The sequence below is a fragment of the Amycolatopsis sp. cmx-4-54 genome (assembly GCF_046548895.1).
GTDB lineage: Bacteria > Actinomycetota > Actinomycetes > Mycobacteriales > Pseudonocardiaceae > Amycolatopsis.
On record NZ_JAEBEJ010000003.1, the window covers coordinates 44,921 to 64,900 of the forward strand.

The following is a 19,980-nucleotide window of genomic DNA, read 5'->3' on the forward strand; positions in this document are numbered from 1 at the left end:
GACCGAGAGGATGGCGTCGTGGAGTTCCAGCTGGGGATCGGTACCAGGAAGGGCTTGTTCCTCGCCCGCAGCGAGGATCGCGAGAACTGGGAAATCTCCGAACCGAAGTTCCCCATGGAGGCCGTCCGGGCGGTCGCGCTGGCCCCCGCCAAGGTCTACGCGGCCGCGGTCAACGAGCACTTCGGCCCGACGATCGCGACTTCGGAAGACTTCGGCGAGACCTGGTCCGAACCCGATCACGCCCCGATCGCCTTCCCCGCCGACACGGAGACCGCGCTCGAAGGCATCTGGCAGATCGTGCTCGCCGGGGACGTCGTCTACGCCGGTGTCGAGCCGTCGGCGCTGTTCCGCTCCGAGGACGGCGGCGAAACCTTCGAACTCGTACGCGGGCTGTGGGATCACGAGCACCGTCCACACTGGACTCCCGGTGGCGGCGGCCAGATGATCCACACGATCCTGCCGCATCCCACGGATCCCGGGCGGATCACCGTCGCCATGTCGACGGGCGGGGTCTACCGCACCGAGGACGGCGGCAAGAGCTGGACGGCGTCGAACCGCGGGATCAGCGCGGATTTCCTGCCCGACGAGGAACCCGAGTTCGGGCAGTGCGTGCACAAGGTCGCGATGCATCCGTCGCGTCCCGAGCGGTTCTTCCTCCAGAATCACGGCGGCGTGTACCGCAGCGACGACGACGCGAAGACGTGGCAGTCGATCGCCGGCGGTCTGCCGAACGATTTCGGCTTCGCCATGGCCATCCATCCGTCCGAACCGGACACCGTCTACAACTTTCCCTTGGTGGCCGACGTTCTCCGCTTCCCGCCGGAAGGCCGTTGCCGGGTCTACCGCAGCGAGGACGCGGGCGAGACCTGGACCGGCCTGGGGAACGGCCTGCCGGACAAGGGTTTCTACGCGGGAGTGCTGCGGGACGGGATGTGCGTCGATTCGCGCGACGGCATCTACTTCGGCACGCGATCCGGCGAAGTGTGGGCGAGTCCCGACGAAGGCGACACCTGGCATCAGGTGGCCGCGCATCTGCCGGACGTGCTGTGCGTGCGGGCCCAGGTGGTCTAGGTGGTCCGGGTCCTGCTGCCCGCGATGCTGCGGCCGCTCGCGGACGGCCGCGCCACGCTCGAAGTCGAGGCCTCGACGCTCGACGGCGTCCTGGACTCGCTCGGTGACGGGTTCCCCGCGCTGGAACGCCGTCTGCGCGACGAAACCGGCGCGCTGCGGCGCTACGTGAACTTCTATGTGGACGGTGAGGAGTGCCGCCGTCTCGACGGTGCCAAGACTTCGCTCGCCGAAGCGAAGGAGGTCCAGATCATCCCGTCGGTCGCCGGTGGCTGATCAGGCAGCGGAGGTCGTGAAGGCCTCCTTCCCTACCTTGCGAGTAGGGAAGGAGGCCTTCACGACCATGAGAACCGCTACTGGGAAAGCAGGTTCGCGCAGCGGATCAGCCCGATATGCGAGTACGCCTGCGGGTGGTTGCCCAGCGAGCGTTCCGCGATCGGGTCGAACTGCTCGGGCAGCAGCCCGGTCGGGCCGGCGGCGTCGACGATCTGCGTGAACAGTTCCTCGGCCTCGGTGCGCCGCCCGGTGAGCAGGTACGCCTCGATGAGCCAGGCCGCGCAGATGTGGAAACCACCCTCGCCGCCGGGAAGGCCGTCGTCGCGGCGGTAACGGTACACAGTGGACCCACTGCGCAGTTCCGCCTCGATCGCGGTCACCGTGGACTGGAACCGCGGGTCGGCCGGATCGATCAGCCCGGTCAGCCCGACGAACAGCGACGCGGCGTCGAGATCCGTTCCGTCGTAAGCGGTGGTGAAGGCCTGGACCTCGTCGTTCCAGCCCTTCTCCAGCACGTCCGCGGCGATCTCGTCACGCAGCGTCGGCCACGCGCCCGGCACCGCACGGCCGTAGACCTCGCCGAGCTTGATCGCCCGGTCGATGGTCACCCAGCACATCACCCGCGAGTACACCCGGTGACGCGGCACGTGCCGCTCCTCCCAGATGCCGTGGTCCGGCTCGTTCCAGCGCCGCGTGACGGCCTCGGCCATCGCGCGCACCATCTGCCAGTCCTCGTCGCGGAGTTCGCCGCGCGCCGCCGCCAGCGTCTGCACGAGTTCGACGACCGGGCCGAACACGTCGAGCTGGACCTGGTGGTTCGCCAGGTTGCCGACGCGGACCGGCCGCGAACCGGCGTACCCGGGCAGCGACTCGATGACCGCTTCGGCACCGATCACGCTGCCAGCCAACGTGTACAGCGGGTGCAGCCGCTCCGGACCGGCCAAAGTGGACAGTACGCCGTGCAGCCAGCGGAGGTAGCCTTCCGCCTCTTCGGTCGAGCCGAGGTGGACCAGTTCGCGCACGGTCATGGCCGCGTCGCGGATCCAGCAGTAGCGGTAGTCCCAGTTACGGACGCCGCCGATCTCCTCCGGCAGCGAGGACGTCGCCGCCGCGAGCACGCCGCCGGTGTCGGTGTTGACCAGCCCGCGCAGCGTGAGCGCCGAGCGGCCGACGAGGTCGGTCTGGACGCCGGGCAGTTTGAGCGTCCGCGCCCAGCTGCTCCAGTAGTCGCCCGCGCGGGCCCGTCGATCCACTTCGGACAGTTCGTGCGCGCCGAGGTCCGAGGTGCCGCAACGGAGTTCGAGTACCACCGGATTGTCCGGGGAGGGGGTGACGAGCGCCGTCGCGGTGTCGTTCATGCCGTCGGAGGTGATCTCCCACTCCACGCCGGGCGACCGCAGCGCGAACGGTTCCGAGGTGCCCTGCACCAGGAGCCCGTCGCCCTGGGTGACCAGCTTCACCGGCACACCGCCGAACTCGGGCCGCGGCGCGAACACGATCTCCGCCGCCGCCTCGCCCGAGATCACCCGGACGAGATCCGTGCGGTGCGCGGGGCTCTCCGGCTCCAGGTAGTCGGTGACGAGCAACCGCGACCAGCGGGTCTCGACCGTCATCGTGTTCGGCAGGTACCGCTGCCCGAGCGGCAGGCCGTTGCGGTGCGGCTTGATCGAGAAGTGTCCGGCGCCGGCGCCGCCGAGCAGGTCCGCGAAGATCGCGGGCGCGTCGGGCCCCGGGTGGCACAGCCAGGTCAGCCGGGCGTCCGGCGTGACCAGCGCGACCGAACGTTCGTTGGCCAGCATGGAAAGCCGCTCGATCGGCGGCGCCTGCTCGCCGTAGAGCCAGTTGCGCCGCTCTTCGAGGAGGAAGGCGAGCGCCATCGCGACGTCGACAGTGTCCGGGACCCGGTACTGCGCGAGGCTTTCCCCGTCGCCGACCTTGACGCCGAGGTCCGGGCCGGAGATCCGGGCGAACGCCTTCTCGTCGGTGACGTCGTCGCCGAGGAAGACCGCGGCCGTCGCGCCGACCTGGTGGCGCAGGGTGTCCAGCGCGCGGCCCTTGTCCGTCTGGACGACCGCGAGCTCGACGACCTCCTTGCCGTCGGTCGTGGACACGCCTTCCCACTGCGAGGGTCCATTGTGGACGTCGCGCAGGACCCGGCGGCCCGCCTCGTGCTCGGCGCGGCGGACGTGCACCGCGATGCTGGCGGGCTTGACCTCGAGTGAGACGCCCGGCACGTCGAGCACCAGGTTCTCCAGCTCGGCTTCGAGCCGTCTGTGGAGCTCGCGGGCCTTGTCGTCGAGCGCGTGGATGAAGCCGATGTCGAATTCGGACCCGTGGCTGCCGACCAGGTTCACCTCGGCCGGGAGACGGGACAGGGTGGCGAGATCACGCAGCGCGCGGCCGGAGATGACCGCGGTGGTCGTCTCGTGCAGGCCGGCGAGCGACCTGAGCGCGCCTACCGATTCGGGCAGCGGCCGGGCTTCGTCCGGATTGGCCGTGATCGGAGCCAGCGTGCCGTCGTAGTCGCAGGCGACCAGCAACCGCGGGGTGCGCGCGACCTGGACGATCGCGCGCCGCAGCTCGGCGGGCAGTGCCTCGGCGGTCAACGATTTCTCCTCGGGAACGTAGCGGGGGTCGGGGAATCAGTCGGCCGGTTCGGCACCGAGCGCCTGCAGGAACGAGCGCGCCCAGCGGTCGACGTCATGCGTGAGGACCTGTCGACGCATGGCGCGCATACGGCGGCGTCCCTCTGCGGGGTCGAGCGTAATGGCTGTCTCCAAGGCGTTCTTCACCCCGTCCAGGTCATGCGGGTTGACCAGGAGCGCGCTGGTGAGCTCCGCCGCGGCGCCGGCGAACTCCGAGAGCACGAGCGAACCGCCCAGGTCGTGGCGGCAGGCGACGTACTCCTTGCAGACGAGGTTCATCCCGTCACGCAGGGGAGTGACCACCATGACGTCGGCCGCGGAGAAGAACGCGGCCAGCTCCGTCCGGTTCACGGACTGGTGCAGATAATGCACGACCGGGTGACCCACGCGGGCGAACTCCCCGTTGATCCGCCCGACCATCTGCTCGATGTCGCCGCGCATCCGCTGGTAGTGCTCGACACGCTCGCGGCTCGGGGTGGCCAGCTGGACGAACGTGACGTCCTCCGGGCGGACGCGGCCCTCGTGCAGCAGCTCGTGCAGCGCCTGCAACCGCAGGTCGATGCCCTTGGTGTAGTCGAGCCGGTCGACGCCGAGCAGGACCTTCTTCGGATTGCCCAGGTCGCGCCGCAGCTGGGCGGCGCGTTCGGCGACGCCCTTGGTCTTGGCGAGTTTGTCGAGGCCGATGGCGTCGATGGAGATCGGGAACGCGCCGACCCGCACCGTGCGGTCGCCGACCTGCATCAGGCCGGGGCGGGTGCGGATGCCGACCGCGCCGCGGCTGGACTCCAGGCCGGCCAGCTGCCGCGCCAGCCAGAGGAAGTTCTGCGCGCCACCCGGCCGGTGGAAGCCGACGAGGTCGGCCCCGACCAGGCCGCGGACGATCTCGGTCCGCCACGGCATCTGCATGAACAACTCGACCGGGGGAAACGGGATGTGCAGGAAGAACCCGATCCGGAGGTCGGGACGCAGTTCGCGGAGCATCGCCGGGACCAGTTGCAGCTGGTAGTCCTGGATCCACACGGTCGCGCCCACGGCGGCGACCTTCGCGCTCGCCTCGGCGAAGCGCCGGTTCACCCGGACGTAGGACTCCCACCAGCTCCGGTCGAACACCGGCCGCTCCACCACGTCGTGGTACAGCGGCCAGAGCGTCGCGTTGGAGAAGCCCTCGTAGTAGTCCCGGACGTCGTCCGACGTCAGGGAGACCGGGTGCAGCACCAGGCCGTCGTCCTCGAACTCCTCGACGTCGACGTCGGGCACACCCGGCCACCCGACCCAGGCTCCCTTGCGTGACCGCAGGAACGGTTCGAGCGCCGACACCAGCCCGCCGGGGCTCGCCGTCCAGCGCCTGCTTCCGTCGGCGGTCCGTTCGAGGTCCACCGGGAGCCGGTTCGCCACCACCACGAAATCCGCGGAGGCCGTTCTGCTCGTCTCGGCAATCACTTCGTCCACCAGCCGCTCCCTCGATTCGCGGGTCGCTGCCCTAAGCGGAAACCCTATCGCGCGAGGAGGTCGCGGCCGGTCGGCGAGCGATCACTCCAAGCGTCGTTCGGCGGGTTCCATCGGGCCCGCCATCCTCGGCCCGGCGAACTTGCGTTCGAGCCTGCCGAGCCCCGTGCGCACCGGCTGCGCGAGGTATTCACCGAGTACCACACCCGCTGCCAGGGCAAGCCCGATCGCGACCGCGGTCATCAGCGTCGAGATGTTCCCGCCGGGCTCGACGCCCAATTGGTATAGACCACGATAGGTGGAGAGGCCGGGGAGGAGGGGCGTGATGCCGGACACAGCCACCACGAGGGGGGTGACCTTGAGGCGCCTGGCGAGCACGCCGCCGCAGAAACCGACCAGCGTGGCGGCGACCGCGGACGAACTGACGGCCTGGAAGTCGGTCAGCATCAAGGCGCCGTAGACCGCGCCGCCGATGGCGCCCGCCGCTCCCGCGACGATCATCGCGCGCAGCGTCGAGTAGGAGGCCAGCGCGAAGCAGGCCGACGCGCCGACGCTGCCGAGGACGATGATCGGCAGGTCCTGCGGCGTCGACGAGACGACCTCGGGCAACGGCGTGAGCGGCATTTTGAGCAGCACCGCGATCTTCAGCGCCAGCACCACGCCCGCGATCAGCCCGGCACTCATCAGCGCCGTTTCCATCGTGCGCCCGGCCGCTGTGACGTAGTAGCCGGTGATGGCGTCCTGCACGGCGGAAACCGTGGAGAGACCGGACAGCAGCACGGTGACGGCCGCCGCGACGACCAGCGTGGGTTTGTCCGTGGTGAGCAGATTGCTGCTGACTATCGCCATCGCCGACAGGGTCGCGACCAGGCCGCCGATCACCTGCTGGAAGAAGAACGGCAGCGCGAAGCGGTTGAGGTAACGGCCGAGGCGGTCGATGACCGCGCTGATCACGAGCGCGACCAGCGCGACGTCGATGCTGCCGCCGAGGATCAGGGTGATGAACGCGGCCAGCCCACCCCAAGCGGCCGTGGCCACCCAGCGGGGGTACGGGTGCGGCGCGGTGGTGATCCGCTGGAGTTCCTGCTGGGCCTCTTCGGCGCCGATGTTGCCGCGGACGATCCGGCGGACCAGCGTCTCCGTCTGGGTGAGCCGCGTGTAGTCGAGGCTGCGCGAGCGGACCACGCGCAGCGCCGTCACCGGGGCCATGTCGGTGCCGCGGTGGCAGGTCACCGTGATCGACGTGAAGATCACGTCGACCTCGCAGTGCGGGAGGCCGAGCGCGGAGGTCAGCGCGATGATCGTGGCCGTGACGTCGGAGGCGCCGGCGCCGCTCGACATCTGGACCTCGCCGATACGCAGGGCGAGGTCCAGGACGAAGTTGACCGTCGAGTCGTCGGGCGGTTTCGGGCCCATCGCCTCGTCGGCCTCGACGGCGGGCTGCTCGGCCGTCGGCGCCTCGAGGATCTGCCAGGCGCGGCGGCGCAGCAGATTGGGCCGGTGCGAGCGAGCCTGGGGGATCGATCGCTCTCCGTCACGCTGGCGCGGCGCTTCCAGCAGCCATTCGCCACGTTCGGGTGTTTCGTCCTGGTTCTTTTCGCCACCGTGTTCGCCCCGTCGGGCTCCCTTGGTGTGCTCGTTGATCTTCATGATCGATCCACCTCCTCACTCTGGTTCGAGGGACTTTCCCGAGGAGCATCGGGGCCGGTGCCTCGACCGTTGCAGGAAACCCGAAGTGGCGTCCACCACGTCGGAGGAAGATCATCACGGGGGCGGCGGTCCAGGGCACACTGCATGCCATGGCGTCCTCCGTGAGCAGGCGATCCGTTCTTCGCGCGGCCGGGGTCACGGCCGCCGGAACAGCCGCGACATTCACCCTTTCGGGGGCATCTAGCGGGGCGGAGACCCCGGTTTTCGCATACGGGGTGGCGTCGGGCGATCCAATGCCCGATTCGGTGCTTCTCTGGACCCGCGTCACGCCCTCGCCGGAGGCGGTTCCGGGATCCGGAAAAGAGGCCACGGTGGACGTCCGGTGGGAGGTGGCCGAAGACGCCGGATTCGCGCGCGTCGTCGCTCGCGGTCACGTCCGGACAGGGCCGGAACGCGACCATACGGTGAAGGTGACGGCGGGCGGGCTGTGCGCGTCGACCGCGTATTGGTACCGCTTCACGGCTCAGGGGAAGGTCTCGCCGCTCGGGCGGACACGCACCGCGCCTCCGCACGATGCGGACGTCGCCGGCCTCCGGTTCGGTGTGGTCTCGTGCGCCAACTGGGCTGTCGGTCACTTCGCTCCCTACGGCTATCTGGCCGACCGCGACGATCTGGACGCCTTCATTCACCTGGGTGACTACCTCTACGAAGGGAATCCCAACCCTGTGGGTGATCTCCGGCCTTCGGTACCGCCCAACGAGTTGATCACCCTGGGGGACTACCGGCAACGCCACGCGATGTACAAGACCGACGAGCACCTCCGGCGGCTGCACGCGCGTCACCCGATGGTCGCGACCTGGGACGACCACGAGGCCGCCGACAACGCCTGGTCCGGCGGGTCGCCGTCACACGACCCGGCGACCGAAGGACCCTGGCTGGACCGGATGCGGGCCGCGCACCAGGCGTACTTCGAATGGATGCCGGTGCGGCACCGCGGGGACCGGCTGTACCGGCGGCTGAAATTCGGGAGGCTGGCCGACCTCACCATGCTGGACCTGCGGACGTACCGGACCCGGCAGCCAGGCCCGGCTTCGGTGGAAGGCACCATCCTCGGCGCCGAGCAGCGGCGGTGGTTCCTGGACGGCCTCGCCCGCGGGACCGCGTCCTGGAACCTGATCGGGAACTCGGTGATGGTCACGCCGATCAAGGTCCCCGCGCTGCCCGCCCGCGAACGGCTCGCGCTCGACGACCTGCTCGACGGCCAGCCGACCACGGTGAACACCGACCAGTGGGACGGCTACACCGCCGACCGTCGCCGGGTCCTCGACACCATCGCCGCACAGGGCCGGGGCAACACGGTGTTCCTGACCGGCGACGTTCACTCGTCCTGGGCGAACGACGTGCCGCGGGACGGGACGAGCGTCGCCGTGGAGTTCGTCTGCCCGTCGGTCACCTCGGACAACATCGACGAGCAGCTCGGCGTCCCGCCGCGCACCGGCTCGCTGAAGGTGGAAGCCGCGATCCGCGCGCTGAACCCGCACGTGCGCTTCGTCGAGTTGGACTCGCACGGCCCCGGCGTCCTCGAAGTGACCCCGGAAGCCGTCCGGATGAACTGGTACTACGTCGCCGACCGGCGCGATCCGGCGACCGCCGTGACGTTCGCGCACGCCTTCCGGGCGGTGGCCGGAGACCCCCGGGTGCGCCCTGCGGACGGCTGAACGGGCGCCGATATACTGGCCGTGCCCGGGCTGCCCTGGGCAAGGCCGCTATAGCTCAGCTGGTAGAGCATCTGTCTTGTAAACAGAAGGTCAGGGGTTCGAGCCCCCTTGGCGGCTCAAGATCAACATGGCGTTGACCTGCCGGTCCTCCACTCTATGTGAGTGTTGTTCACATTTGGTTTGGTCTCATTGGGCTCCGTTTCGTCTCCGTTTTCACTGCTGTGCCGAAAGCCGCGGCGAAAGTTGGCAAGCTCAGAGCCGTACGCGTTTGATGACGTCACGCTGCGGACCGGGCTGGCTATGGGCGCTGTCCCGCTTGGCTGGGATGGTTTCCCAGAAGGACGACGCAGGCTTCACCCGATGCATGTTCTGCCCTCCCCGCGACGAGGCGGACATGAGACGGCAAGAAGGGGCACGCTGGCTGTGAGCGATCCAATGCAGCTAGTCACCCAGGCCTGCTGGCGAAGTCCTCGTAGCTTGCAACAGGCAACGCCTGAACGTTGGACCGCCTGCGCTAGCGGGACCATGTGCCGCGTGCTCTGACTTCGTCGAGTGGGCGGAGGCTCAGGAAGTGACGGCGATGTTGGTATGCAGCGGCTCCATGATCGGCCGTATGAGTCCGATCTCTCGTGTGGCTTGTGGGTTCGCTAGCTTGCACGCCTCGTGCTGCAAGTCAGCAAGTGCCGCATAGATGGACCTCGCGCCGGTGAAGTGTATTGCCGCGGTTGGCCGGGCCGTCTGGTGATCCGTGGGGTCGTTGAGGGGAGCAAAGCCTAAGAAGAACTAAGCTTCACGGCGATCGGTAGTGGCTCGAACGGAAGGTGATGGATCACCCATGGCGGTGTCTACTAGGCGTAAACCCAGGCGGGTGCCCACCAGCCCGTACGGCGATGACCAGCAGCCCCTGCATGTCGACTCAGGGTATGTATGGGCTCCTTTACGAGACGCCTGGCTATTGCTTACTCCAGAAGAGGAAGTTCGCCAGCAATTTATCTACCGCCTTGTTGTGCAGTATGGTTTCCAGTTAGATCAGATGGCTCAAGAAAGGCGAACTCAAAGGGGACGCTCATCGAGTCGCGCTGACCTGGTTGTTGCTCGAGACGCACAAGCTCTAAAGGACAACCGAGACTACTTGATGGTGGCTGAAGTTAAGTCAGATAATGTCTCGATTGATGTACGCGACTATGCACAAGGGGAGAGCTACGCTAGGGCGGTGAACGCTGAATTCCTTGTTTGTCTAAACAATCGAGATCAGGCTGTATTTCGCCTGACGCCCGGGGCTCCAGGCGATCGCATTCAGATTACTCGGATACCGTCTGCTGCTGATCTGTCTGACCCAGCACGCCTAGAGTCCGTCCGTCGAGCTACCAAGGCATTTACTAGAGACGAGTTTCAGCGGCTCCTGCATGATTGCCACTCCATCCTACGAGACAACCATAAGATGGACCCAGGCGCCGCCTTCGACGAGATATCAAAGATCCTCTTTATCAAGATGGCGTATGAGCGTACAGGTAAATCAGAGGTCTTTACGACCGAAAAGATCAGGAAGGTGAAGCAAGCTAACCTTATCGAAGGAGACGGCAGTGAAGTCCTTGAACAGCTGTTCTCTGTGACCAAAGGCAAATTCGCAGCTGACGATTTGTTTTCGGACGACGACAGAATTAAGGTTTCTTACCCGACCTTTGAGCGAATCGTCCGCATGTTGGAGCGCTTCAATCTCTCGCGCACCGGGGATGATATCAAAGGGTTGGCTTTTGAGCGGTTCCTGGGAGCCACGTTCCGGGGCGAGCTTGGCCAGTTCTTCACGCCGAGGCCGATTGTCGACTTCATGGTCGAGATGTTGAATCCCCGGGAGGGGCAGCGCGTATGTGATCCTGCTTGCGGAACGGGGGGCTTTCTTATCAAGGCCTTTGAATATATCAGGAACGGGATTGAGGCCGACGCTGCACGCGAGAAGGCTGACGCCAAGTCAAGTCTGTTGTTGGAGGCAAAGAAGAACAACTGGTCGACGGAAAAGTTGGAAACCGAGATCGATGCAAACATTTCTGCTGTTAATGCGCGACTCGACGAGACTGTTGAAAATTCACGCATCCGGGCGGTTAGCGGTGATTCGATCTTCGGCGTCGATGCAGAAATGCGAGCTGCCCGTACGGCGAAGATGAATATGATCATGCACGGTGATGGTCATGCTGGTATCTACTATCACGATGGCCTGCTTGATATCGACGCGATATTTCCGCAGCGGTTCGATATCGTGCTTAGTAACCCGCCTTTCGGTGCAACAGTGGGCCGTGATCAGCTGGTTGGTACGACAGAGCAAACCACCGTGGCGCCTATGACTGCCACTCAGGTGCGGAAGAATATCGAGACATATGGCGAAGAGTGGCATGGTTACTATCGTGCAATGCTAGAGGCCGCCCGTCTTCAGCGGCCAATTCTCGAACTGTTCGACGTCGGCCGCAATCCAGTCGGCTCTCCTATGGGCCAAGGAAGTGTTAGGCCGGCACGTGCTACTGAAGAGGTTTTCGTCGAGCGCTGCATCTCACTGCTCAAACCTGGCGGAAAGCTCGGCATTGTCCTACCCGATGGGATCCTTAACAACCCTACTACCGCATGGTTGAGAAACTACGTCGAGAGTCGAGCGAAACTTCTCGCAGTAGTTTCCATACCGCACGAAGTGTTTCGCTCGGCTAATGCCACAGTGAAAACTTCGCTAGTTTTTCTTCGGAAATTTAGCGACGACGAGGCGAGGGGCTGGGAGGAGCTCACAAACTCTATTGCCAATGAACTAAAAAGTGAATTCAAAGACGAGATACTTCAGGGTGAGAACGATTTTCGATTGGCCGAAGTTGGTGGCAACGAAGCGCTGCTGCCTCTGCTGGATGAGTTAAAGAAACTCGAAAAAGACAAAGCTTCATCCGTGGCCAGGTTGAAAGCGGCCAGAAAACTATCTGAGGCAATGGGGCCGTCTGGTCGCGCAAGCTCGAGGAAACTAATACGGATGGCGCGAGCGAAAGAAGATGCACTGCAGGCGAAACTCGAGCGCGAGCTGCAGGAAAGGAGGAAGGCGCGCTGGAACTACCCAGTATTTATGGCTGAGGTTTCCTCTGCTGGAATCACCGGTTCCGGTGATACTGGCACACATGTCCCGAATGAATTGCCGGAGGTGCTCCAAGCGTTCCGTGACTTTGACGAGAATAAAGCAAGATTTATCGAAACGCAAGAAGTTGCTTTATTCTAGAATTTAGATTGCAAGAAGGAGGTGTGCAGATGTTCACTACGACGATTGTAGCATCGACGGCTCTTTCGCGATGGGACGTTAAGAGTGTACTTTCGAAGAACTGGGAAGGGAGCAAGGAAGCGCAGCGCCCGATCGGGCGATTCGTTCGGAGGCGACGGGAAGAAAATATCGATGCGAATGGCGTTCGATACGGCTCGATCCATTTTGACGGGTCAGTGTCACTTCGGGCCGAAGGAACGAAAATCGCTGGTAAGACGTGGATAGCACGTGCAGATGATCTAGTCTTCTCGAAGATTGATATTAGAAATGGGGCGATCGCCGTTATCCCGAAGGAGTTCGAGTCGATCGCTTTTAGCTCTGAATACCCCATCTACGATGTACATGTTTCGGGTGGGTTTCTGCCAGAATTCTTGCAAATACTCTGCAGGACAAAAATCTTCCGGAGTCAAGTCGAGGCGCTAGCGGTCGGACACAGCGGTCGTAGGCGTGTGACTCCAGAAAGCTTCGAAGATTTGCTGATTCCAGTGGTCGGCAAATCGACGCAACGTCGTATTGTTGACCAATACCGCCGTCAATTGGATGTTGCCGAGCAACTCATTGTGGATGCCGTAGATACCGAGGGCTTGACAGTTCGAGCATTCATGGACGCTCTCGGGCTTGTTTACCGGCCTATTGAGCATGGGCGAAAGTTTGTCGCTGTGGAGAGTGGGTCACTTTATCGTTGGACATTTCGCTCTGCTATGTCAATCCTCCAGGGAGGGTCTGCATTGGCGGACGGGCGCTATCGATCCGCTCCGCTCGGAAGCGGCGATCTGTCTGTGCTGAAGCGTGGGGTGTCCAAGTCGCCGCGAAACCGTCCCGGTGACAATGCGCGACCCTACATTCGGGTGGCAAACATTCAGAAGTGGGGGTTGGATCTATCGGATGTTAAAGAGATCGATGTTCCCCCGTCAAGCTTGAAAAGCTTGCGGATTAACGCCGGTGATATCTTGATTTGTCGAAATAATAGTATGGAGCTAGTCGGAAAGGCTGCGCTTTGGGAGGGGCAGATCGAGGATTGTGTGCACGATGACCATGTATTCCGTCTTGCTCTGAACCTTGAAGAGCTTCATCCCGAGTATGTTAATGCCTTTCTTGCGACGCCTCTGGTCAGAGCGTGGTTTCAGGGTAGGGCGCAGATGACGACTAATCTCGCGGGCATTACCGGAGATGCGGTAGTCGACATGCCCATTCCGCTTCCGCCAATTCGGACCCAGGAGAATTTGGGGCGAGAGTTCCGTGATGGTTTAATGAAGGCGCACTCGCAAAGAATGGACGCAACGAAGCTGGTTGAACAAGCCTTATCTCAAGCTGAACTAGAAATTGCGGCCGCGCATGCGGATGGTCGGGTCGATTTCTAACTGATTGCTCTAGCGGACAGCGTGGTGCGAGGTTCCTGCGGCGTTCGTGCTTAGAGGTCCTAACAGAATCTGCTGAGGTGGCGGTAGCAGATGATGCAGGTGGCGAGGCTGAGGAAGGCTTCGTGGATGTCGTCGCGGCGTTCCCAGGGGATGCGTAGCCGGTTCATGCCGTGGTACCAGGCGATGCTGCGTTCCACGACCCAGCGGGTCGTGCCGAGTCCGGAGCCGTGAGGTTGCCCACGGCGGGCGATCCGGGTGGCGATTCCCTTGGTGCGTAAGCGTCTGCGGTACTTGTCGTGGTCGTAGGCACGTTCGGCATAGACCGTCTTCGGGCGTCGGCGGGGACGCCCCCGTCGGCCGCGCACAGCCGGCACCGCCTCGAGCAGAGGTTCCAGCTGGGTGATGTCGTGGCGGTTACCGCCGGTCAGCGTGGCTGTCAGTGGGATTCCGCCGCCCTCGGTCAGGATGTGGTGCTTGGAGCCCGGCCGGGCGCGGTCGACCGGGCTCGGCCCGCTTTTGGGCCATGACGAGCGGTCCGAACATGAGAAGAAATCGATCACGCAGCGGTCCCAGTCGAGGGTGTCGGCGGCGTGCAATTCAGCCAGCAGTCGCTCGTGCAGCCGTGTCCACACGCCGAGGAGATCGGATACCGCGTACAAAATCGGTCTTCGAGGTCGTCTGCAACCCCAGCCAGCGGCTGGGGCTCGAGGCGAACCTGCGCGACATCATCGACCCCGATGCCGACTCGATCCGGATCTATCAACTTGACGGAGGAACCTTCGGACAAGCCAGGCACCTCGGCGCCGCAGTCGAGCCGCCGCACCAAGGACGCTTGATCGTGTAGCGGTTGGGAACCCCAAGCGTCGCCCGACACGCCAGAGTCCTCAAGCGCTATCCGGCGTGTCATCTTGCTATGTGGGATCGCCGAGATTGCCGTTAGCTCAATTCAGACGCATGCCTGGTCATCTAGGGCAGCGCTGGCTATCCGCCGCCAGTGAGGATCGCAACATGTTCATGAGGTTGCCGACCTCGACTCCTGTCAGCAGCGCTGGCTGCCCGCAGCCGCCGAGCATCGCAACTACGTTGCCTACCAGCCCGCGCCCGACCTCGTGTGGCAGCGCTGGCTGCCGCAGCCAGCCAGGAGCGCAACTAGACCTCAGGAGTGAACGCGTTCCTCTCGTGGAGCAGCGCTGGTTGTCTGCAGTCAGCGAAGGCCGCAATTTTCGCCGAACACGGAGGCAGGCGCTATGCCACCTAGCAGTGCTGGCCGTCTATGGCGAGCGGGCGTACTGGAACCGCAAGGACGGCAAGTACCTGGTCGAATGGTTACATGCCTGCGCGTCGGGAGCGGTGAGGCGGAGTGGATCTCGGCGGTACGTCGTCCGGGATGGCGGGTCCGGTGCACAGAGAGGGAAGGGCGCGCAGGACCCGAGGACACCACGCCACATGTCGAACAGATGTTCAGCTCGGCGACTCAGGAGCGGCCGATCGTACCGACCGGCGGACGTGCACCGGAGAGAGTTCGATGACGGATCCTGACATCGCGAAGCCGCCGGTGACGGGCCAAGGGTGAAGTCGGGCCTCAGGCAGAGGCACACTGAACTGTTGATGATCGCTGCACAGTGATGGGAACAACGGGACCCACGGATTCGCGGTTTCGACTACGCTGACCGCTCGACCGACTACGCTTGTGTGTTGATCGCGAGTGGAGCGGCCGGGCCGTGGGGGCGGCTGGTAGAGAAGATGTCGGGCGACGGGGAGGGCGAGCCGACGTGTCATTGAACGTGGCCAAGTTGCGGCAGCAGGCTGGTGAACTTGATGCCGAGCTGGAGCAGGCCAGGTATTCCGGGCGGTCGGCTGACGGTATCGCGTCGGCTGTGGTGACCGGTCAGGGCAAGCTGGTGGACCTGACGATCGCGGATCACGTGATCCGAAGTACGCATCCGCAGCGGCTGGGGCCCGCGGTCCTGGAGGCAGTGTCGGCGGCTCGACGTGAGGCCGCGCAGGTCGGTGTCGCCAAGATGCGCGCCGTAGTGGACAAGGACCAGGAGTGGGCACCCGAACCCGCCCACGGCGCGGCGGTTGATCAACGGGTGGATTGTGTTCCGCCGCCTGTTCCCCGGGCCGAGGCGGTAGCCGGGTCTCGTGGAACGCGCCGGGACACCGACGAGGTCGAGGAGGAGAGCTTCGACCAGCTCGACTTCCTGGACGATGATCTCGAGGACGAGGGGCGGGATGGCTGGTGAGTTACCAGGACGAGCTATATCACCTGGCGAAAGAGATCGACGCGACCGTGGCCGCGGTCGAGCAGGCCGCGACGGGCGCGGCGCGGGACCGTGTCGTGTGGAGGTTGCCGGGGGAGCTGGGGTCGGTGACGGTGTCCGGTGCCGGTGAGCTGGTCGATGTGTCGGTGGACGTGGCCACGATGAAGGACTACAGCGCGCCGAGTCTGTCTCGTCAGCTGCTGCTGGGGATCCAGCGAGCCGAGGAGGTCGCGGCCCGCCGGTATGAGGCGGCGATCGCGGCGGTCCAGGATGAGGAGAGGCTGGTATGAGCTTCCCGGATCCGTTCGACCCCGGGGCCGGTCAGGGCTATCACGTCTATCCGGAGAAGCTGCGGGCCGCGGCCGACGCGATCGCGGACGCGGCGGGACTGCTGCAGAACTTCGCGGTAGTGGAGCTTGCGGATGTCGCGCTCGGCTCCTATGACCTGGGTTTGCCGGGGACGGCGACGAACATGATGCCCGGGCTCAACGGTACAGGGACGGTGGACCGGTACAACTCGGCCATCGACGCGATTCGACGGATCACGGCCGAGAATTCGACCCAGCTCGCCGTGCTGAGCGCGGCACTGGGCAAGGCTGCCCAGCACTATGAGCAGCTCGATCAGGAAGCCTATGAGCGGTTGAAGAAGCTGGAGGGTGAGATCAAGTGACGACCCCCGACCCGGGCCAGGCTGCGGCGGATCTTGCCACCATGAGCTACCCGGAGGGCGCGGACGCCAAGATCCGGCAGTACGCAGACCTGATCGGCGCGAACGGGATCATCGGGCTGCTCGACAAGCTCCGCGTGTTCGTCGCCGGCGACCTGAAGAAGACACTGAATCTGGCAGGCGCGTTTGCTCAGGAGAGCTCGCTGAAGGTCGCGGCAGAAACGGTCAATGACGCCAAGCTGTCGCTTAACGCCGCGTGGCATGGTGACGCGTTCGACCAGTTCTCGATGTATTCCGGGATGGTCGTCGATGGCCTGAACAAGGGCCAGGTCTCCCTGACGAGTCTGACCAAAACGATGAGCACGGTCGCTATGACGGTGATCAGCACGTACAAGAACCTGTTGCTCGCGCTCGGGAACTGTGCGGCCAACCTCGCGCAGTTGACTGGCAAGTTCGCGATTGTCGCCGGCTCTGTCGTGCTTCCACCGTTGGCCGTTCTTGCGGTCAAGGATTTCGTGGATGCGATCAACTCGGCCTTCGAGAAGTTCTGGCGTGACTGCAACACGCTCATGGCCGGCATGATCACCGACATCGGAGCGCTGGTCGGGAGCGGTCTCGAGCTGACGACCATCGAAACCACCTTCCCGAAGATCCCGGATGTCGGCACAAGTGTCGAGGTGGTCGCCGAACCCCGCCGCTGGCGAATCAAACTAGGAGCCGATCCTTCGTGAAACCACCTCTGTCCCGAGGGCTCGCCATACTGATCGCTGGTGTGATGGTGGTGCTCGCCGGCTGCGAAACGAGCCCGCCGCCTCCGCCACCGGAACCGTCGGTGTCGGTCCCGCCGCTCCCCGCACAGCTGAACGGCGCCAAGTTCAAGGCAGATCCGTGCACGGCGATCACCGTGGAACAGCTGCAGGGAATTGGCTTCAGCGACAACGGCACCGTGCAGCGGGGCCAGGATGGGAAGTGCCTGATCGCGTTCGGCCGGTTGGTCGAGGTGACCGCGTTATGGTACCCGGTGCTGCCGGAAAATATCGGCACGTTGTATCGCGACCATGCCCGAGGTCGCCATTCCAGCAAGAATTGGGAAGAAGTCACGATCAACGGCTACCCAGCCGTGATCGTGGAGGTCCAAGAGAACATTCCGACGCGGAAGGATAATGGCCCTCGGGCGTGCAGGCTGGCGCTCGGCGTCGACGACAGCACATTGGTGTACATCGGAGCCAACACGCAGGAAAGGCCAGAAGCAGGTCCGTGGAGGAACGATCCCTGCGGCGCGGCTAAGAAGATCTCCGAGTTCGTCATCGACAACCTTCGAAGCTAGGAGGAAGGCATGGCTGAACAGAACACGGTCGACGACTTCTCCTTGCCAGGACTGAACTTCTTCGTCGCCGACGACCTCAACGCGGCAGGTTCCGCAGGCGGCTTCTCCCTGAGTCGCGACGAGATGACAGCGGAGCTGGAGAATCTGCGAAGGCTTCATGATCGGATCGAGGCCCAGCGAGAGCGCGCTGCACCACTGTGGTCGATCGTCTCCCCCGGAAGCGACCCGGCATCCGTGCGCAACACCAATGCCAGCAATACTTCCGGTACGTCCTACGGTGAGCATCTTGCCCGGCAGAGCCAGTTCGTGGCGACCATTATCGGAAAGATTCAGACCGCCCTGGGGATTACGCAACAGCACGACGAGCAGGCTGCCGCGGAGATCGGCAACGTAGGTGGAGGACATTTCTGATGCGGTGCGTGACCTTGACGGTGCTGGCGGCAGCCGCGATCCTGCTGCTGGCCGGATGCACTGAGAAGCCGGAGACGCCCCCAGGCACCAGCTCGGGTCCTTCGCTATCCAAGGCGGCTCTGCCGTACGCGGACGCGCCGAAGGTCGAGAACCCCATGTCTGCGTCGGTGATCCAGCGGGATCCGTGCGACGTGCTGACCCCGGCGCAGATCTCTTCGCTGTTTCAGGGGAAGCCGGAGGTGCAGCCGGCGCGGGACACCGGGGTCGCGCAGCAGTGCCGGTGGGCCGATATCAGCCGTGGTTCGAGTATCGGGATTCAGTTGTTGTACGCGGCGAGAGACGGCCTGAGCCAGTTCTACGCGAAGAAACAGAGCAACGGCTTGTGGCAGCTGCTGGAGCCGGTGCAGGGCTACCCGGCGGTGGCGTATGGAGCGAAGGACACGCGACAGACGTTGGGAGACTGCTCGGTGCTGGTCGGGGTCGCGGATAACGCGGTCTTCGAGGTCGACGTGAACGTCGCCGACGCCAAGGCAGGAACCGTGGATCCCTGCAAGGATGCCCGGATGGTTGCGGATCTGGCCGTGACGACGTTGAAGAGCGGTGCCTGATGAGCTTCGCCCCGACCGAGGCCATGGTGGCTTACCTGCAGAAACTGCAGGCCGAAGGCAAGCTGATCGTGCCCGCAGATCTTGTCCGCATGGTCAAGACCGGATCCGGCACGGCCAGCCTGGGGGAGGCCCAGCGCGCGGGAGTGCTGCAGGCCCAGGAACAGCAAGGTATCGAGGCGGACACGCTGGCCGCGGTCGCGCGGCTGGAGAACGCCTGGTCGGGGCAAAGTGGCGACGCGGCCCGAGCCGGGTTGCGCCCGCTCGCGCAGGCAGCGACCGAGGCCTCCGCCGCACTGCACGTCAGCCAGAACACGCTAGCCAACCAGGACCACGCGTTCCAGACAACGCGGGATTCGATGGTCGAAGTCTCGGATACGCCACCACAGCGGAACGTCCTGGACGTCGCGAGCCCATGGGACACCGACACCGAGATCCAGCTAAACGAACGCAACGCCGCGATCCAGCGCAACAACGAGATCTACAACGCCTTCACGCGCACCAGTGACGGGCACGCCCAGATGATGCCGGTCGAGTTCGGCCAGATCGCCGACGAGTCCGACGGGGCCTTCTCCATCGGCCAGACCCCCGGCACTGGTGGGACCGCGAAGAATCGCGAGATCACGGGCTCCGGCAGGCCATCCGACAGTGAACCCGTCGGCGTTACCGGACGCGCCGTGCAGGCCGACCATCGCGCGGGTGCCGGGCCGGGGCAAGACGGGGAAACGTTGCCGAAACAGGCGGCAGGTGAACTGCGGCAGGGCAGCGCCTCTCTACTGCCTGGCACGGATGACGGGACAGAGCTCGCTGGGTTCGGGCGCCCGGCCCCGTCGGGCATCGACGTCCCGAACGTGCCTGGACCAGGCGTGGGGAATCTCCCGGCCGCAGGTGGCCGCGCGGACACACTGAACTACGTGGCGGGACCGGGCCGGCCTGGTGCCGCTCCGGTCGTGCCGCCGTACGGCCGCGGTGGTTCTCCCGGTGTGATAGGGCCGGGAGGTCCGGGCAGGTCGGCGGGCCCGGGGCCATACGGGGCGGCTGGTGAGGCTGCTGGACGTGTCGGCGCAGGCGGTCAGGGGTCGGCAGGTAGCCGCGGCGCAGGAGGCACGCCGGTCGTTCCGGTTGCCGGGCGTGGCAAGGACAAGGACGAGGACAAAGAGAAGAAGTCTCCGGAGTATCTGCAGGAGCCGGACCCGCAGGGGTTGTTTGGCTACACCGGACGGGTACCGCCGCCGGTGATCGGTAAGTAGGACCGGCAGAGG

17 protein-coding genes, 1 tRNA gene and 1 pseudogene are annotated in these 19,980 nt (G+C 64.8%); 15 read left to right on the forward strand and 4 right to left on the reverse strand.

The genetic code is table 11. The features are described 5' to 3' along the window. The first annotated feature begins 18 nt into the window (after positions 1–18). Entirely contained in the window at positions 19–1,071 is a 1,053-nt protein-coding gene (locus tag ACLJQ7_RS10365) for a WD40/YVTN/BNR-like repeat-containing protein (protein WP_410647948.1), read from the forward strand. Beyond that, positions 1,072–1,344: a MoaD/ThiS family protein gene (locus ACLJQ7_RS10370; protein ID WP_410647949.1), complete on the forward strand. Its 273-nt coding sequence runs from the start codon at positions 1,072–1,074 to the stop codon at positions 1,342–1,344. 77 nt (positions 1,345–1,421) lie between these two features. On the opposite strand, the gene otsB is transcribed toward ACLJQ7_RS10370, so the two are convergent. The 3 genes from otsB to ACLJQ7_RS10385 form a co-directional block, all read right to left on the reverse strand. Then, positions 1,422–3,950, reverse strand: a complete 2,529-nt coding sequence (gene otsB, locus ACLJQ7_RS10375) for a trehalose-phosphatase (RefSeq protein ID WP_410647950.1) — start codon at positions 3,948–3,950, stop codon at positions 1,422–1,424. Between the two features lie 36 nt (positions 3,951–3,986). Continuing rightward, complete coding sequence (locus tag ACLJQ7_RS10380) at positions 3,987–5,438, reverse strand: trehalose-6-phosphate synthase (RefSeq protein ID WP_410647951.1); 1,452 nt, start codon at positions 5,436–5,438, stop codon at positions 3,987–3,989. Positions 5,439–5,519: 81 nt separating this feature from the next. After that, the gene (locus tag ACLJQ7_RS10385) at positions 5,520–7,085 is read right to left on the reverse strand and encodes a threonine/serine exporter ThrE family protein (protein ID WP_410647952.1); all 1,566 of its coding nucleotides are present in this window, start codon (positions 7,083–7,085) and stop codon (positions 5,520–5,522) included. A gap of 149 nt (positions 7,086–7,234) precedes the next feature. Between ACLJQ7_RS10385 and ACLJQ7_RS10390 the strand changes: the two genes are divergently transcribed. From ACLJQ7_RS10390 to ACLJQ7_RS10405, 4 genes are all read left to right on the forward strand, one after another. Continuing rightward, positions 7,235–8,803 carry an alkaline phosphatase D family protein gene (locus ACLJQ7_RS10390; protein ID WP_410647953.1) on the forward strand — a complete coding sequence of 523 codons (1,569 nt, stop codon included), beginning with the start codon at positions 7,235–7,237 and terminating at the stop codon, positions 8,801–8,803. Positions 8,804–8,847: 44 nt separating this feature from the next. After that, a tRNA-Thr gene (locus ACLJQ7_RS10395) sits at positions 8,848–8,920 on the forward strand. 751 nt (positions 8,921–9,671) lie between these two features. Further along, complete coding sequence (locus ACLJQ7_RS10400; protein WP_410647954.1) at positions 9,672–12,044, forward strand: N-6 DNA methylase; 2,373 nt, start codon at positions 9,672–9,674, stop codon at positions 12,042–12,044. 29 nt (positions 12,045–12,073) lie between these two features. Next, on the forward strand, positions 12,074–13,444 hold the full coding sequence (locus tag ACLJQ7_RS10405) for a hypothetical protein (RefSeq protein ID WP_410647955.1): 1,371 nt from the start codon (positions 12,074–12,076) through the stop codon (positions 13,442–13,444). A 59-nt stretch (positions 13,445–13,503) separates the two neighbouring features. Here ACLJQ7_RS10405 and ACLJQ7_RS10410 read toward each other — a convergent pair. Continuing rightward, positions 13,504–14,079 (reverse strand): annotated as a pseudogene (locus ACLJQ7_RS10410) (IS5 family transposase); the annotation flags it as partial. On the opposite strand from ACLJQ7_RS10410, the gene ACLJQ7_RS10415 reads away from it, so the two are divergent. From ACLJQ7_RS10415 to ACLJQ7_RS10455, 9 genes are all read left to right on the forward strand, one after another. Further along, complete coding sequence (locus tag ACLJQ7_RS10415) at positions 13,986–14,288, forward strand: CRISPR-associated endonuclease Cas2 (protein WP_410647956.1); 303 nt, start codon at positions 13,986–13,988, stop codon at positions 14,286–14,288. The pseudogene ACLJQ7_RS10410 and the gene ACLJQ7_RS10415 overlap by 94 nt on opposite strands. A gap of 928 nt (positions 14,289–15,216) precedes the next feature. Then, positions 15,217–15,690 (forward strand): YbaB/EbfC family nucleoid-associated protein, encoded by a 474-nt coding sequence (locus ACLJQ7_RS10420; protein ID WP_410647957.1) that lies wholly within the window; start codon positions 15,217–15,219, stop codon positions 15,688–15,690. Beyond that, entirely contained in the window at positions 15,687–15,998 is a 312-nt protein-coding gene (locus tag ACLJQ7_RS10425) for a hypothetical protein (protein WP_410647959.1), read from the forward strand. Before ACLJQ7_RS10420 ends, ACLJQ7_RS10425 begins: the two co-directional genes overlap by 4 nt. Further along, positions 15,995–16,378: a hypothetical protein gene (locus tag ACLJQ7_RS10430; RefSeq protein ID WP_378239471.1), complete on the forward strand. Its 384-nt coding sequence runs from the start codon at positions 15,995–15,997 to the stop codon at positions 16,376–16,378. Before ACLJQ7_RS10425 ends, ACLJQ7_RS10430 begins: the two co-directional genes overlap by 4 nt. Beyond that, positions 16,375–17,106, forward strand: a complete 732-nt coding sequence (locus ACLJQ7_RS10435) for a hypothetical protein (RefSeq protein ID WP_378239472.1) — start codon at positions 16,375–16,377, stop codon at positions 17,104–17,106. The genes ACLJQ7_RS10430 and ACLJQ7_RS10435 overlap by 4 nt, the downstream gene beginning before the upstream one ends. Beyond that, complete coding sequence (locus ACLJQ7_RS10440) at positions 17,103–17,702, forward strand: DUF3558 domain-containing protein (RefSeq protein WP_410647960.1); 600 nt, start codon at positions 17,103–17,105, stop codon at positions 17,700–17,702. Before ACLJQ7_RS10435 ends, ACLJQ7_RS10440 begins: the two co-directional genes overlap by 4 nt. Before the next feature lie 9 nt (positions 17,703–17,711). Beyond that, on the forward strand, positions 17,712–18,113 hold the full coding sequence (locus tag ACLJQ7_RS10445; RefSeq protein ID WP_378239474.1) for a hypothetical protein: 402 nt from the start codon (positions 17,712–17,714) through the stop codon (positions 18,111–18,113). Between the two features lie 8 nt (positions 18,114–18,121). After that, a complete protein-coding gene (locus tag ACLJQ7_RS10450) occupies positions 18,122–18,721 on the forward strand; it encodes a DUF3558 domain-containing protein (RefSeq protein ID WP_410647961.1) in 600 nt (199 codons plus the stop codon). Then, positions 18,721–19,968, forward strand: coding sequence for a hypothetical protein (locus ACLJQ7_RS10455; protein WP_410647962.1), 1,248 nt, complete (start codon positions 18,721–18,723; stop codon positions 19,966–19,968). Before ACLJQ7_RS10450 ends, ACLJQ7_RS10455 begins: the two co-directional genes overlap by 1 nt. Positions 19,969–19,980: the final 12 nt, after the last annotated feature.

What these genes read in the sequence shown, in the direction of transcription:
- ACLJQ7_RS10385 (WP_410647952.1), bottom strand. Translation starts at nt 7,085, where the DNA reads ATGAAGATCAACGAGCACACCAAGGGAGCCCGACGGGGCGAACACGGT.
- ACLJQ7_RS10390 (WP_410647953.1), top strand. Translation starts at nt 7,235, where the DNA reads ATGGCGTCCTCCGTGAGCAGGCGATCCGTTCTTCGCGCGGCCGGGGTC.
- ACLJQ7_RS10405 (WP_410647955.1), top strand. Translation starts at nt 12,074, where the DNA reads ATGTTCACTACGACGATTGTAGCATCGACGGCTCTTTCGCGATGGGAC.
- ACLJQ7_RS10415 (WP_410647956.1), top strand. Translation starts at nt 13,986, where the DNA reads ATGAGAAGAAATCGATCACGCAGCGGTCCCAGTCGAGGGTGTCGGCGG.
- ACLJQ7_RS10430 (WP_378239471.1), top strand. Translation starts at nt 15,995, where the DNA reads ATGAGCTTCCCGGATCCGTTCGACCCCGGGGCCGGTCAGGGCTATCAC.
- ACLJQ7_RS10445 (WP_378239474.1), top strand. Translation starts at nt 17,712, where the DNA reads ATGGCTGAACAGAACACGGTCGACGACTTCTCCTTGCCAGGACTGAAC.
- ACLJQ7_RS10455 (WP_410647962.1), top strand. Translation starts at nt 18,721, where the DNA reads ATGAGCTTCGCCCCGACCGAGGCCATGGTGGCTTACCTGCAGAAACTG.